Origin of the sequence: uncultured Murdochiella sp., from assembly GCF_902488755.1 — a bacterium.
Taxonomy (GTDB): domain Bacteria; phylum Bacillota; class Clostridia; order Tissierellales; family Peptoniphilaceae; genus Murdochiella.
The window spans coordinates 1-14949 of record NZ_CABTXF010000014.1 but is presented as its reverse complement, the minus strand read 5'-3'; the positions used below and the strand labels follow the sequence as shown (position 1 = coordinate 14949).

Here is a 14949-nt window from a genome sequence, read left to right as displayed (position 1 = left end):
GGAAGGAGGAGAAATGGCAAAAGAAGCGATTCAGCAGATATTGGCTGCCGAAGAGGAAGCTACCCATCTGGTTTCGGAAGCGAAAAATCGAGCAAAAGCGATGCTGGAGGAAGGACGAAGCGCCTACCGCGAAGAGGCGGAAGCGGTAATTGTCGAGGCGCAGGAGCAAGCGGCTACCCTGAAAAAGGAATATGAGAAGGAGGCAAGATCGGCTTTGGCGAAAGGCGCAGAGGAGAAAAAGGCGCGTGTGGAAGAGAGTCGTCAGCAGGATGCCGCCTGGGTCAACCGCATGGCCGATCGCATGGTAGAAGAGGTGTTACATTATGGCGATCGTTAAAATGTCCGTTTTCCAGCTCACCTTTTTTGCTTCGGAACGGGATGCTTTATTACAACGCTTGCAAACGTTTGACAAGGTACATATCGTGGAACAGGGAGAACCGCCCGACGAAAGCATTCATGCGCTCTCCCTGACAAAAGAACACAACGCACTGCAAAGCGAGCTTTCCCGACTGGAAGAAGCGATAGAGACGTTGCGTCCGTATGTTCCCGTTCCTGCGCATTGGACGGAGAAACTCGGCAATGCGCTCCCGCATGTCAAGACAAACGGAGAGATTCCTGTCGAAGAGATTCTCGACGAAATTCACAACGAAAGAGAAGCGATGCATCGTGCGGCGGAGAAAAGTAAAGCCAATGCAGAAAAAAAGCAGGAGCTTTCGCATTGGTCCGCGCTGGATGTCTCGAAAGAGCAGCTTTCCGCCATGCGCAGCATTCAGGCGATGGTTGGTACGATTCCGCAGCGTTGGGCGGATGATGTGCGAAAATACGTTGCCTCCGAAGCGACGGGAACCGCCATTGAATTTTTGGATGGCGACGCAAAAGTATACTACGTCCTCGTCCTGACTAACGGGAAAGATGAAGGATTGAGCGCGGTGTTGCGCGATGCGAGCTTTCAGCCGTTCCCCCTGGAAGACGGCGGTACCATTGTCGAGCAACTCCGAGAGCTGGACAGAGATACCATGGCGCAGCAAAAGATCATTGCGGATGGAAAGGTGCATTTGAAGCAGCTTTGCGAAAAATGGCTGACCTCTCTTGAGGTCGCGTACGAAGAAAGAGCGGAACAACGTTCTTTGCTTGCTGCGGAAGATCGTTTGCTATACTCCAAAATGCTCAGCTTTATGAAGGGCTATGTGCCGACTGAAGAAGTCGAGGCGTTTACCCAAGCGGTCGCGGGGGACATGGATCCGGCACGGTATATGCTGACGGTCTCTCCAGCGGATGTAAACGATCCGGAAGTGCCGATTCTGCTCAAAAACAACGCCATTGCGAAGCCTTTTGAGAATATCGTCAAAACCTATTCGCTGCCACTGTATAAAGAGATGGATCCGACAGGACTGATTGCTCCATGGTACATCCTCTTTTTCAGTATCATGCTTGGTGACTTGGGCTACGGTGCGCTTCTTTTTCTCGGCACGACCATCGCGCTGCGGTTTTTCCACTGGAAGCCCAATACCGCTATGTCCTTGCGCTTTTTTCAGGTGCTTAGCGTACCGACTATGCTGGTCGGTCTTTGCTTTGGCTCGCTCTTTGGCGGATTAATTCCGATTCCGGCACTGGTGCTGGATCCGATGCAGGATTTTATGACGATGATTGTCGCCTCTGTCGCCCTCGGCTTTGTCCATTTGTTAGTCGGTCTGGCATTGAAGGGCGTTCAGCTAATGCGTGAGGGAAATCCGAAAGCGGTGGTCTACGACGTGTTTTCCTGGATGTTTATTCTCGTTGGACTACTGATGGTGGCATTGACGACCATTCTGAAAGGAAATCCGCTCTTCAAAACCGTGGGATTTGTCATGGCGATTGTTGGCGCGGTACTGATTTTGTTGTTTTCCGCACGAGACGAAAAAGGCATCGGCCGCTTTACGTGGGGACTCTACAATCTCTATGGTGCGACAAGCTATATCGGAGATTTGGTCAGCTATACGCGCCTTACTGCCATTATGCTTGCCGGCGCGTACATTGGCTACGCGATGAATATGATTGGCGGAATGCTTACCGGTCTTGGCATTCCGGGATTTGTGGTTGCCGCGGTCATCATTATAGGCGCACACCTGTTCAATCTTTTCTTGAGCTCGTTGTCGTCCTACGTCCATGCGATGCGTCTGATTTACGTGGAGTTTTTTGGAAAGTTTTTTGAAGGGGGAGGCAAACCGTTCCGCGGGATGCGTCCCGAGCCGAAATATGTTGAATTGCAGTCGCCGCGCGAGCGTTAATCCACGGCAGAAGGAAAAATGGAGGAGGATGAAATGACGGAGTTTTTCTTACAAAACGGAGGAATGATTTTTAGCTTTTTGGGCATTGCCATTGCGGTGATTTTTTCCGGTGCCGGGTCAGCCAAAGGGGTCGGCCATGTGGGCGAAGCGGCGGCGGCTGTTGTGATTGACGAGCCGGAAAAATTCGGTAAATCTATGGTTTTGCAGCTTCTTCCGGGTACGCAGGGACTCTACGGCTTTGTTATCGGTCTGGTTGTTTTGCTCTTAGGCGTTTCGCAGGGCATGAGCCTCGAAAAAGGCTTGCATCTGCTCTTCGCCTGTATGCCTGTCGGCTTTGTCGGCTATTTTTCCGCTATCGCCCAGGGCAATGTTGCCTATGCCGGCATTGAAATTCTTGCCAAAAATGACGAGCAGTTCACCAAGGGCATCGTTTATGCCGTCATGGTGGAAACCTATGCCATTCTGGCGTTCATTATCTCGTTGATTTTGGTTCTGCAGGCGTGATTTCTCCACAAAGAAAGGAGGAAGTCATGGCTCAAGTAGAACAACTGATTGAACAAATACGCGCGGATGCGAAAAGACAGGAAAACGAGATCGTTGACGCGACAAAGAAGCAGGTGCAGCAAGAAAAAGAGAAGGCGCTGCAGCAGGCGCATCGGGAAGCGGAGGATATTCTTGCTCATGCCGAACGGGAAAAGCCGATCATTGTCGATCGCATTCAAGCCGAGGACGAGCGAGAAGAACGCAATACGCGTCTTTGTGCGAAACAGGAACTGATGGAAAAAGTTTTCGCGCTTGCCGAAGAAAAGCTCCTGCATTTGGACGCTGCACGACGGCAAGATGCGCTGAATGCCTATCTCGCGAAGCATCCTCTGCCGGAAGATGCTGTTTTGGAGTTGCCGAAAGAGAGTGATCTACGAACGCCTGTGGGCATGAAGGTGGAAAAATCGGATGCGTTTACGTGCGGATTCCGCGTTCGTCGCGCAGGGATGCGTGAAAATTATGATTATCTCGAAATTTTGCAGTATATGCGCCACGATCTGGAGCAGGAGGTCATTCGCGCAATGGCGGAAGGAGAGGAATGATGGACAATCAAGCCTTTGCTTCCATGCGCATTCATATGGCAGAAAAAGCGCTTATTACGTCCGGTCAATGGGATCGTATGCGCGAAGCACCAGATTATGACAGTGCTTTACAGGTCTTGAAAGAGACCCGTTTTGGTGCGCTGTTTCCGGAAGGGGAATCCTACGCCGTATCGGAAGTGCTTGAGAAAGAATTGCAGAACCAAGCGGATTTCGTGTTAGGTTTGGTACATGAATCGGATCAGAAACGCTTGCTGTTTCTGCACTATGATTACCATAACCTCAAGATTCTGGTGAAAGCATCCACCGAGCCGGAACGCTTTTCGCCGCTGTTTTTTCCTTTTGGCACGCTTTGTATTCCGCGTCTTAAAAAGCAGATTGCGGAAAAGAAGACGTTCGGCGTAGCCAGGTTAGCCGAAAAAACGGCCGTCGAAGCGGCAAAAGTTTGGGCAGAAACCGGTGATGCACAGAAAGTGGACTTTTTGCTGGATCAAGCGTATTTTGCGGAGCTTCAGGCACTAAGCCGAAAAATAGACAGTCCCTTTTTCTTGCGCTATGCGCAGGAAATGACGGATTTTACCAATTTACTATCTTTTTTCCGTGCGCGCCTTCAACGACAGCCGAAGTCCTTTTTGGCGCAGGTGTTTTTACCCGGTGGAACGATTCGCGTAGAGGATTTGCTATCTTCGAAAGTCTCCTCGCCGGTGACAGAAGACGGTAGCAATGCGCTAAGCGGTGTTGACCACGAGAAGATTTGCGCCATGCTTCGCCGTGCCGGAGCCTCTAAAGAAACGGTAAGAGCATGGGAAGCCTTCGCTCAGACGGGCGATCTCAATGCCGTGGAAAAGGTGCGAGATCGAGTGGCATTCCTATTGGCTTCGGAAGCCGGAAGAAAAGAGTCCGGTTTAGCTTTGCTTTTTTCCTATTTGGTGCGCGTGCGTACCGAAATACAGGATATCAATATCGTGTTGGGTGCGAAACGCATCGGACTTCCTGCAGAACAAATCGCATCCCACTTGCGCTTAACAACGCCGGGAATGCAAATGGAAAGGAGCCGTCATGCGTAAAGTAGCTGTGGTGGGCGACCGTGATTCGGTACTCGCCTTCGAGGCACTGGGCATCGAGGTGTTTACCCCGACCGAAGACCACGAAATTCGCAATACGATTGAACGTCTTGCGCGAAACGATTACGCGGTCATTTTCATGACAGAAGAGTTGGCGGAACGGGCGGAAGAGACGCTTTCGCATTACCGAAACGCCGCCGTTCCTGCCATTATCATGATTCCGAACAGCAGCGGCTCACAGGGCATCGGTATGCGTGAAATTGCAGCCAATGTGGAAAAAGCCGTGGGCATGAATATCTTTTAGACGGGAGGGCACATTGAAAGAAGGAACAATCATTAAGGTTTCCGGACCGCTGGTCGAAGCCGACGGGATGGAAGACGCCAATATTCAGGACGTGGTGGAAGTTTCCGACAAAGGACTGATTGGCGAGATTATTGAAATGAAGGGCGATGTCGCCTTTATCCAGGTCTATGAAGAGACTACGGGCATCGGACCGGGAGAGCCGGTAACGTCGTTGGGCGCACCGCTTTCTGTCGAGTTGGGACCCGGTCTTATTGGACAGATATACGATGGTATCCAGCGTCCGCTCGACGATTTAGCGCAAAAGGCGGGTGACTTTCTGGAGCGCGGCGTATCCGCACCGGCGATTTCCTATGAAAAGAAATGGGATTTTGTTGCTTTCGCAAAAGTAGGCGATGTGGTTTCTGTGGGCGATATTTTAGGTACGGTGCAGGAAACGGAAGTTGTGGAACATAAGATTATGGTGCCGCCCAAGAAGAAAGGGAAGATTACAGCACTTTCTTCCGGTTCCTACACGGTAAAGGATGTCATTGGAACCTTAGAAGATGAAAATGGAGAGGTGCAGGAACTGCACTTGTCGCAGCAATGGCCGGTTCGTCAGGCGCGTCCGGTAGCGCGAAAAATGGATCCGACGGTACCGTTAATCACCGGTCAGCGCGTCATCGACACGTTTTTTCCTGTAGCAAAAGGTGGAACGGCAGCGATTCCAGGACCATTCGGTTCGGGAAAAACCGTTATTCAGCATCAGCTGGCTAAGTGGGCGGATGCGGAAGTCATTGTGTACGTCGGCTGTGGCGAACGCGGAAATGAGATGACCGACGTGTTAAATGAGTTTCCGGAGATTATTGATCCGAATACCGGCAAGAGTTTGATGCAGAAAGTCATTCTGATTGCGAACACCTCCAACATGCCGGTAGCCGCTCGTGAAGCTTCTATCTACACCGGCATGACGATTGCGGAATACTACCGGGACATGGGCTATTCTGTGGCGTTAATGGCAGATTCTACATCACGCTGGGCGGAAGCGCTTCGTGAGATGTCGGGTCGTCTCGAAGAAATGCCGGGCGATGAAGGCTATCCGGCGTATTTGGCTTCGCGTATCGCGAGTTTTTATGAACGTACGGGCATTGTTCGCTGTCTCGGAAGCGACGAACGCGAGGGATCGCTTACCGCTATCGGCGCAGTGTCCCCTCCGGGTGGCGACCTTTCCGAGCCGGTTACGCAGTCCACCCTGCGTATCGTAAAAGTGTTCTGGGGTCTGGATTATGACTTATCCTACGCGCGCCATTTTCCGGCAATTAACTGGCTGAAGAGCTACTCGCTCTATCAAGAGAAGATGGACGAGTATTTCCGTCAGGCGGTCGAGCCGAAATTCGCCGACCATCGGCAGCAGGCGATCGCTCTTCTCACCGAAGAGCAGAGCTTACAGGAAATTGTCCGTCTGGTCGGAAAAGACGCCCTTTCTCCCAGTGATCAGCTCAAGCTCTTTACTGCGAAATCGCTGCGTGAAGACTTTTTGCAGCAGAACGCCTTTGACGATGTCGATACGTACTGTTCGGCAAAGAAACAATACGATATGTTAGCGATTATTCTCGCTTTCCATGACAAGGCGCAGGAAGCGTTGGAGCATGGCGTATATCTGCGTGAAATCGAGAGTATGCCGATTCGTCAGCGGATCGTGCGTATGCGTCAGATTCCCGAAGAACAGCTGGACGAAATGGATACCCTCCGTCAGGAGATGACATCGGCATTTCAAACGCTGATGCAGGAGCAGGAGGTCATCAATGATTAAGGATTATCAAACCGTTCGCGAGATTTCCGGTCCGATTATGCTGGTAACCGGCGTGGAAGGCGTGAAATATGAGGAGCTGGTCGAAGTACAGTTGCAAGATGGTACAACGCGACGCGGAAAGGTATTGGAAGTCAGTGAGAAGGCTACGTTAGTACAGCTTTTTGAAGGTTCTGCTGGTATCAATATGCGCGACACCTCGGTACGCTTTTTAGGGCATCCGCAGGAGATTGGCGTATCCACGGATATGATCGGTCGTATCTTTAACGGCATGGGGGAACCCATCGACGACGGACCAAAACTCTTGCCGGAGAAACGACTCGACATCAACGGCTCCGCCATTAACCCCTACTCGCGTCAGTATCCGTCCGAATTTATTCAAACGGGTGTTTCCGCTATAGACGGGTTGAACACGTTGGTGCGCGGTCAGAAATTGCCGATTTTCTCCGGTAACGGTCTTCCGCATAATCAGCTGGCGGCACAAATTGCCCGTCAGGCAACCGTGCGCGGAACGGATGAAAAGTTCGCGGTGGTGTTTGCCGCAATGGGCATTACGTTTGAAGAAGCACAATTCTTCATTAAAGATTTTCAGAAGACCGGCGCGATTAACCGCGCTGTGCTGTTCATGAATTTGGCGGATGATCCGACTATTGAACGCATTTCGACGCCGCGTATCGCACTTACGGCTGCTGAGTATCTGGCATTTGAGCAGGGAATGCATGTTCTTGTCATTATGACGGATATGACCAATTACGCCGAAGCGTTGCGTGAAGTTTCGGCTGCGCGAAAAGAAGTACCGGGACGGCGCGGTTTTCCGGGCTATCTCTATACCGACCTTTCGCAGCTTTATGAGCGTGCCGGACGCATTAAGGGACGCGAGGGTTCCATCACGCAGCTTCCGATTTTGTCCATGCCGGAGGATGACATCACCCATCCGATTCCGGATTTGACGGGCTATATTACCGAAGGACAGATTATTCTTAACCGCAGTCTCTATAATCGAGGCATTTTCCCGCCGATTGATATTCTGCCCTCTCTTTCACGTTTGAAAGATAAGGGCATTGGGGAAGGAAAGACGCGCAAAGACCATGCGGCGACGATGAACCAGATATATGCTGCCGTCGCACGTGGGCGCAACGCGAAGGAACTTTCCACCATCCTCGGCGAGGCGGCGCTTTCGGACGCGGACATCGCCTTTGCGCATTTCTCGGATGCGTTTGATGAAGAATACGTCAACCAAGGGTTTACGACCAACCGCACTATTGAGGAGACGTTGGATTTAGGTTGGAAGCTGCTTCGCATGTTGCCGCGTGAAGAACTCAAGCGCATTAAGGACGACATGATTAATGAGCATTTCGGACCGACGGGCACCGGTGCAGAGACCGATGCCGTTTCGCGTGTGGCGATGATGAAACAGGATCAATTCCATCAGGAACAGTCACGCCATGAAGAAGAACGAGAGAAAGGACAGGAGGAAGCGCAATGACGCGCCTGAATGTCAATCCGACGCGCATGGTAATGACAGGGCTTAAAGAGCGCCTGAAAACCGCCCAGCGCGGACATAAACTGCTGAAAGATAAGCAGGACGAATTGATGCGTCGCTTTATCGCGCTGGCGAAAGAAAACCGCGCCTTGCGCGAAGCTGTGGAAAAGGAACTGCAAGAAGCCTTTCGTGCCTTTTCCATGGCAAGTGCCGTTATGTCCGATCCGATGCTGGAAAACGCACTGTTAAGCTCGAAACAGCGTATGGGCGTCGAAGTGAAAGTGGAAAACATCATGAGTGTTCGCATTCCTGCCTTCACGTTTCAACGCACCGGCGTGGAAGAGGGACAGGAGGCCAATATCTATCCCTATGGCTTTGCGCAGACTTCGGTGGAGTTAGATGTGGCGTTGGAAAAACTCAATGCCGTGATGGATCGGTTGCTGGAACTGGCGAAGCTCGAAAAAAGCTGTCAATTAATGGCAAAGGAAATTGAATCTACCAGACGGCGCGTCAATGCGTTAGAGTATCGCACCATTCCGGATTTAGAGGAGACGATTACGTATATTCGTATGAAGCTGGAAGAAGAAGATCGCGCAACGATTACGCGTCTGTTAAAAATCAAAGATTTGATTTCGCAGGCGCGAGAAGAAGGACGCCAGGATATTGAGGTGCTTTTGCAAACCAATCAATAGAAAATCCCGAAGAAGACCATGCGACCTTCACGTACCCTTCACAATTCCATGGTATAGTACGGACGGTTCGGCAGGAGGAAAACTGTCGAAGCGGAAAGGATGAACGATGAGGATTGCCTGTATCGGCGACGTGCATTACACCTCAATGTTTCTGCACGGCTCGGCAAAACGAAAATTGAATCGCGAATTTTATACACGCTTTTTTCGCGCGTTTTTTTCGGTGGAAGCGGATCGTTATGTATGTCTCGGCGATTTAACGCACTTCGGAACAAAACGGCAGTTGCGTGAAATCTTCTCGATTATCCGCGAGACAAAACGCGATGAGCAGCGTTTTGAACCGGTTATCGGCAATCACGATATTTTGTTTGGTGGAAAAGAGACTTTTCGCACCATCAGCGGATTGCGTTGGCTGTACCGGGCGGATGATCAGGAGGATGTGCGCCTGTTGTATGTCGATACCGCGCGTGTTGCGGCATTTCGCAAGAACTCATCTTATATGGGCATTGAGCAGTCGCGCTGGATTTGTGATCAGCTACTTAGCGCCGGAACAAAACCAGTGGTGGTGTTTGCTCATCATCCGTGTAATCATGTTCGCATGACGGATAGTCAAGGACGCTATCTTACGCACATGTCCCTCGATGACGTTCTGGAACTCAAAAGCGGCACGGCAATTTACATTAACGGACACAAACACCGCGATCACTATCATGTTGACAAGAACTGGGCGTTTTTACAATTCAGCGATATTTTGGATGAGCCCGTGATTCGTGTTTTAGATTTAGATGATGGCAACTTGAGTATGGAATCGGTGGTAATTACCGATCCGGAGATGCTCCATGCGGCGAAAGTCATCATTCGTTCGGTGGGCACGTTTATGCGCAAGAAGAAGGACGAGAAATTTGCTGAAGTAGAGGACTTAACGTTACAGCAAAACGAAGAGGAGAGTAGTTTTCATCTCGACTTTTCGCCGCGTCCAGCGGCAAGGGCATAGTGACGGAAGAAAAATAAGAGAAATCGCGCTTCGGCGCGATTTTTTCGAGAAAAGAAGAAAACGTTATCCAAATGGCGATTTTGGGGTATAAAGCGCATTGAAAGATATGGCAACGGGCATGGGGAAAAGCGATGGCGTACTATACCAAAGAAGCGTCGCAAAAGCACGCCTGATCAACCGCCGGGAAAGGCGAACCTCGGTGTTAAGGGGAGAGAAGATGAAACAGGGGGGGGACAGATGGAAAAACAGCAGAACGAGGAAGCCAATGTATTGGCGGCGCAACGTGGTCATCGCACGATTCGCCGATTTACGCATGAGCCAGTAGCTCCCTCGCAAGTAGCACAGATTAGAGAGGTGGCGGATCGTACAGCAACCGCACTCGGATTGCAGATGGCTTCGGTCATTCGCGTTACGGACGATGCGCTGCGCAACACATTTGGTGAAGTTACCGGACAACCCTATGTCGCGGAAGCACCGGAACTTTGGGTTTTTCTTGCGGATGTGCATCGTAACGCGACCATAGTGGAAAAGGAAACCGGACAGAAACCGACGATGGGGATGGGGAAATTTCTGTCGGCGTATGCGGATGCTCTTCTCATGGCGCAAAATGTGATGAACGCCGTCGAAGCGTTGCATTTGGGCGGCGCATTTATTGGCAGTATCGCCAATGACCTAATGCGTATTCGCGAAGCACTTCATTTACCGACCGGCACGTATCCGGCGATTGCCGTTATTTTCGGGCATCCGGAGGAAACGCCGCAACAGAAGCCCCGAATGCCAAAGACCATGCGTTTTTTCGAAAATACCTATCCGGTAGAGAACCCCGATGAGGCGGCATTGGCGCACTATGACACCGAAATGCAAACGTACACGGATCTTCGCCACCCTGAACATCCCATTTCTCCCTTTACGCAGCAGGTCATTCGTTCTTTTTCGGATTCCGCGGATGGTCGGGATGCTTTGCTGTTGTTTTTGTCCCAAGCTGGGTTTAGCGTATCGGCAGCGGATGAGTAAGTTTGTGCATGACGTCAGGGAAATGGAAGGCATCCTCTGAACATAGAGTAAAAACAAAGGAGACTCTCGTGAAAATACCTCTTTTTTCCTATATTGATGAAGCCATTGAACTCAAACACGCACTGCGCTTTGAGATTGAAGAAGCGCAGCAGGCGATCGACTCTTTTTTTCAGCAGAGTTTTGGTTCGTTGGATAGTTTCGTCAATTACACCTCGCGCGTGAAAGCCGACGATAGCTTAAAAGAGAAAATCATCCGGCAAAATCTTTTACATACGGTTTCCGCCGAACAGCTTTTTGGGCATATTTCGGATTTGATTGGTTGTCGCATCGAATGTCGTTTTATTCGGGATGAAGAACAGATTTTCCGCACGTTGTTCACCCTTTTTCCCACCAAGCGATCCGACGGATTTTACCAATGCGATCGCGATCCACGCATTGAGCTGCGCCTTGATGAACCACAGCCGAAGAACCAGAAGAACGGGTATCGTTCGTATCGTATTGACGGGCATTTTCTGGGCAAGCGCGTACTTAACTTCGAGTTGCAGATTAAGAGCATCGTCAATGTTTTCTGGAATGAAATTGACCACAAAATTCTGTATAAAAACTATAATTATGTGCTGACGGAAAAGTTTGTACACGACATCATGGATTCCATCATGGGCGATTTGGTGATTATCGACCGCCAGATGGAGATGCTCTACGACCAGCTGGGAACACTGGATTCACCGGATCAGTTTCAGGCGCGAGAGCAGTTAAAAACCATGATCGGTCGTCTGGTGCAGGATGCGTATCTCATGCCTCTGCGCGAACAGTATCATGTCAGCTTTGATTTTCGGTTGGCGATTGATCTCATTACCGACTTTCTGTTTGCGCGTGTAGAATATGAATCACGGGAACAGTACGCCATGGAATTTTTGCGTATCATGGATGATGCGTTTAGCGGACAGCGTGTTCTTGAACTGTTCGGTGAACGGATTACGTTTGATCCGCCCATCCACTATCATGACCCCATGACGGCTAAGTTTGGCGCGCGCTTAGAACAAATTGCGAACGAAGATATCCTCTGGAACCTTCTGGTGCATATTCTTTTCGATCTCAATACGCATGTGAAGCCGCGTCAGCTCTTCCGTACTTTTGTCGATTACCTCTATTTTCGTGTCATCAACGCAATTCGCGAGGCGTATCGCGAGGAGGGGCGCAATGTGGAAGAGGCAGAGGAGTGGATTGATGCCATGACCGAAGGGTACCTGCAACACGCCACCATGGTTCGGCTGTTGCCCCAGGACTTTATCCGTTCCGGAACGGCTTCCTTAAAGCGCAATGTCTCGGTCACTTTGCGCACGGAAGACCCGGAAGATACCGAAGCGATTATGGCGCATTTTCGACGCTTTTATCCATTGCGTGCAATCGATGCGACGGAGGATGAGGAGAAGAAATGAGAACCGTAATACAAAATGCAACTGTCGTTACCATGAACGATGCAGGCGATATTTTACCGCAAACATCGGTTTATATTGAAGATGGGCGAATTGTTGCCCTCTTTTCGGCGAAGGATGGCGAACAGCCCCGTGGGGGGATGGAAAAACAGGTAGAGGATTGGTCAGCGGAGCAGGTCATTGATGCCAAGGGGGATGTGCTTCTTCCCGGACTCATCAATGCGCATACGCATCTTGCCATGAGTCTTTTTCGCAACTACGGGAACGATGTTGCGTTAAAAGAATGGTTAGAGCACTATATTTGGCCGTTAGAGGCGCATCTTGCGACAGAAGACATTGTTGCCGGGGCGAAGCTGAGTATTCTCGAAATGCTGCGTGGCGGAACCACGGCATTCGCGGACATGTACATGGAAGAGGACGCGATTGCGCGCGCAGTGCAGGATGTGGGCATTCGTGCATTATTGTGTCCGGCTTTTACGGATGGCAGCGTCTCCACCCGTCCGGAAGAAGTGAAACGGCTCGCCGTCTTCCAAACGGAAGAAGGACGTATCCGGATGCGGTTAGCCCCGCACGCGGTATATACGTGTTCGCCGGAAACCTTAAAAAAAGTCAAGGCGCTGGGAGAAGAATGGGGTGTTGGCTTTCATCTGCATTTAGCCGAAACACGAGAAGAAGATGCGGAGTGTCGAAAGACCTATGGCATGTCGCCCACAAAGCTTATGGATGCTGCTGGGCTTTTAGGACCGAACACCTTGCTGGCTCATGCTATTTGGCTGGATGATGAGGACATTGCCTGTATCGCGGAGAGAGGCGCGTGCTGCGTCTATAATCCCGTAAGCAATATGAAACTGGCAAGCGGCTTTATGCCCCTCGAAAAGTTGCTTCGCGCGAACGTCACGGTAGCACTTGGCACGGATGGTCCAAGCTCCAACAATGCGCAAGACCTGTTTCGAGAGATGCTGGTTGGCTCTCTCATCCAGAAAGGAAATACGCTGGATCCGACGGCTGCCGACGCGCACACCATGTTATGGCTGGCGACCAGAGGAGGAGCGCGCGCCATCGGACAGGAAAATGAGTTAGGCAGCATCGAGATAGGCAAAAAAGCAGATTTGATTCTGGTGGATTTCCGTCATGTGCGCCATACGCCAAAGCCGGAAGATATAGAGGCGGCATTGGTCTATGCCACGTCTTCCGATGATGTGCGACTGACCATGATTGATGGTATTGTTCGGATGCAGGACGGTTGTTTTCCGGGACAGGATGAAAAAGCGATTTGCACCCAGGCGCAGCAGGCATGGCAGCGACTGCGCCAAAGGGAAGGACAGGGCGTATGATCGGTTTGGATATTGTGGAGATTGCCCGCTTTGCTAACGAAAAACACGGTGCATCGTTTATGCGTCGTGTTTTTACCGACGAAGAGCGAAACTATGTGAAAAATAGTCCCCACCCCACAGAAACCATGGCAGGGTTATTTGCGGCGAAAGAAGCCATCAGCAAAGCCTTGGGCACGGGTATAGGGAAGATTCCTTTTACCGCGATGGAAATTACACATGACACAAACGGCGCCCCTATGGTTCGCCTTCACGGTCGTGCTAAAGAGCAGCTGCGAAGTTGTTTTGCCGAAAGGGCAGAAATCGCCATCACCCATGATGGGGGCGTAGCGGCGGCGGTTTGTGTGGTATCGCCTTCGCCTGCCGTTGCACTACAGACGACAGGCGGATTCTCCGCGCATGCGCTTTCGTTGCTGCAGGAAAAGGGAGGGCAACATCGTGAATTGGCAGCCTCGCTTCTTCGGCGCGACCGCACGGGGTATAAGACGCAATATGGTAAAGTCGCCATAGTTGGCGGATCCCGTGGCATGGTCGGGGCGGTTTGTCTTGCTGCCCAAGCGGCACTTCGCTGCGGCGCAGGACTGGTGTATGCGGTTGTTCCGGAAAGCATTGCCGCCGCTGTGCAGAATAAGCTGTTGGAGGGCATTGTTCGGGCTATTCCGGATGACGGAAAAGGACATTTTACGCTTGCGCATTTGCCGGACGTGGTTGATGCGGTTTCGGATTGTTCTGCCGTGGCGATTGGACCGGGCATGAGCCGTTTTGACGAAGCGGCGTCCTTTGTTGCCGACTTAGCGGATCGTCTTCTTGTGCCCTGCGTGTTGGATGCGGATGGCATCAACGCGTTGGCATCCTGTCCCGAACGGTTAAAAAACCTGAAACAGGACGTAGTGCTTACGCCGCATGAAATGGAGATGAATCGTATCAGCGGCATAGCGGTGGAAGAACTGCGTGCGCACCGTGAAGAGACGGCGAAGCAATTTGCTACGGATTTTCATTCTTTTGTGGTATTAAAAGGAGCGGATACCGTCGTCACGGATGGTAAACATACGACGTTGAATCCGAGCGGAACAGCAGGAATGGCGACTGCCGGATCGGGCGATGTACTGACGGGGATGCTTGTTGCCTTTTTGGGTGCGGGATATCCGACGCGAACAGCGGCGCGTTTAGCGTGCGACCTACATGGTTTGGCAGGCGAGTTCGCAGAAGAAGCGTTAGGAGAAGAGTGCATGATCGCCTCTGATCTGTTACGGTATATACCGACGGCATTTCGGTTGTTCCACGTTTTGCGTGAACAGGAAGAGAAAGGGGAGATGGATGCAGAAGATAACCAGGGGTGATCTTTTTTTTGCCGATTTGGATCCCGTACAGGGTTCCGAACAAGGCGGCGTTCGTCCCGTGGTGGTTTTGCAGAACAACGTTGGAAATAAATACAGTCCGACCGTGATCGTGGCAGCGATTACTTCCCAACGCAATAAGAACCGTATGCCGACCTCTGC

15 protein-coding genes are annotated in these 14949 nt (G+C 51.1%); all 15 read left to right on the top strand.

The window, feature by feature from the left end:
• Nucleotides 1–13: 13 nt before the first annotated feature.
• Nucleotides 14–337 (top strand): hypothetical protein, encoded by a 324-nt coding sequence (locus tag RDL68_RS02660; protein WP_308540129.1) that lies wholly within the window; start codon nucleotides 14–16, stop codon nucleotides 335–337.
• Nucleotides 324–2267, top strand: coding sequence for a V-type ATP synthase subunit I (locus RDL68_RS02655; RefSeq protein WP_308540128.1), 1944 nt, complete (start codon nucleotides 324–326; stop codon nucleotides 2265–2267). The genes RDL68_RS02660 and RDL68_RS02655 overlap by 14 nt, the downstream gene beginning before the upstream one ends.
• 33 nt (nucleotides 2268–2300) lie before the next feature.
• Nucleotides 2301–2771 carry a V-type ATP synthase subunit K gene (locus RDL68_RS02650; RefSeq protein ID WP_066924556.1) on the top strand — a complete coding sequence of 157 codons (471 nt, stop codon included), beginning with the start codon at nucleotides 2301–2303 and terminating at the stop codon, nucleotides 2769–2771.
• Nucleotides 2772–2797: 26 nt separating this feature from the next.
• Complete coding sequence (locus RDL68_RS02645) at nucleotides 2798–3352, top strand: V-type ATP synthase subunit E (protein ID WP_308540127.1); 555 nt, start codon at nucleotides 2798–2800, stop codon at nucleotides 3350–3352.
• Nucleotides 3352–4416: a V-type ATPase subunit gene (locus RDL68_RS02640; RefSeq protein ID WP_308540126.1), complete on the top strand. Its 1065-nt coding sequence runs from the start codon at nucleotides 3352–3354 to the stop codon at nucleotides 4414–4416. The genes RDL68_RS02645 and RDL68_RS02640 overlap by 1 nt, the downstream gene beginning before the upstream one ends.
• Entirely contained in the window at nucleotides 4409–4717 is a 309-nt protein-coding gene (locus RDL68_RS02635; RefSeq protein ID WP_308540125.1) for a V-type ATP synthase subunit F, read from the top strand. The genes RDL68_RS02640 and RDL68_RS02635 overlap by 8 nt, the downstream gene beginning before the upstream one ends.
• Before the next feature lie 13 nt (nucleotides 4718–4730).
• Nucleotides 4731–6506 carry a V-type ATP synthase subunit A gene (locus RDL68_RS02630; protein ID WP_308540124.1) on the top strand — a complete coding sequence of 592 codons (1776 nt, stop codon included), beginning with the start codon at nucleotides 4731–4733 and terminating at the stop codon, nucleotides 6504–6506.
• On the top strand, nucleotides 6499–7989 hold the full coding sequence (locus RDL68_RS02625; RefSeq protein ID WP_308540123.1) for a V-type ATP synthase subunit B: 1491 nt from the start codon (nucleotides 6499–6501) through the stop codon (nucleotides 7987–7989). Before RDL68_RS02630 ends, RDL68_RS02625 begins: the two co-directional genes overlap by 8 nt.
• On the top strand, nucleotides 7986–8678 hold the full coding sequence (locus RDL68_RS02620) for a V-type ATP synthase subunit D (protein ID WP_308540122.1): 693 nt from the start codon (nucleotides 7986–7988) through the stop codon (nucleotides 8676–8678). The genes RDL68_RS02625 and RDL68_RS02620 overlap by 4 nt, the downstream gene beginning before the upstream one ends.
• A gap of 106 nt (nucleotides 8679–8784) precedes the next feature.
• Entirely contained in the window at nucleotides 8785–9669 is an 885-nt protein-coding gene (locus RDL68_RS02615; protein WP_308540121.1) for a metallophosphoesterase, read from the top strand.
• A 237-nt stretch (nucleotides 9670–9906) separates the two neighbouring features.
• A complete protein-coding gene (locus RDL68_RS02610; RefSeq protein WP_308540120.1) occupies nucleotides 9907–10683 on the top strand; it encodes a nitroreductase family protein in 777 nt (258 codons plus the stop codon).
• A gap of 68 nt (nucleotides 10684–10751) precedes the next feature.
• Complete coding sequence (locus tag RDL68_RS02605; RefSeq protein ID WP_308540119.1) at nucleotides 10752–12122, top strand: hypothetical protein; 1371 nt, start codon at nucleotides 10752–10754, stop codon at nucleotides 12120–12122.
• A complete protein-coding gene (locus RDL68_RS02600; protein ID WP_308540118.1) occupies nucleotides 12119–13453 on the top strand; it encodes an amidohydrolase in 1335 nt (444 codons plus the stop codon). Before RDL68_RS02605 ends, RDL68_RS02600 begins: the two co-directional genes overlap by 4 nt.
• Nucleotides 13414–14790: an NAD(P)H-hydrate dehydratase gene (locus tag RDL68_RS02595; RefSeq protein WP_308540117.1), complete on the top strand. Its 1377-nt coding sequence runs from the start codon at nucleotides 13414–13416 to the stop codon at nucleotides 14788–14790. The genes RDL68_RS02600 and RDL68_RS02595 overlap by 40 nt, the downstream gene beginning before the upstream one ends.
• On the top strand, nucleotides 14768–14949 hold a 182-nt coding region (locus tag RDL68_RS02590; RefSeq protein ID WP_308540116.1), incomplete at its 3' end, for a type II toxin-antitoxin system PemK/MazF family toxin. The genes RDL68_RS02595 and RDL68_RS02590, both read left to right, overlap by 23 nt.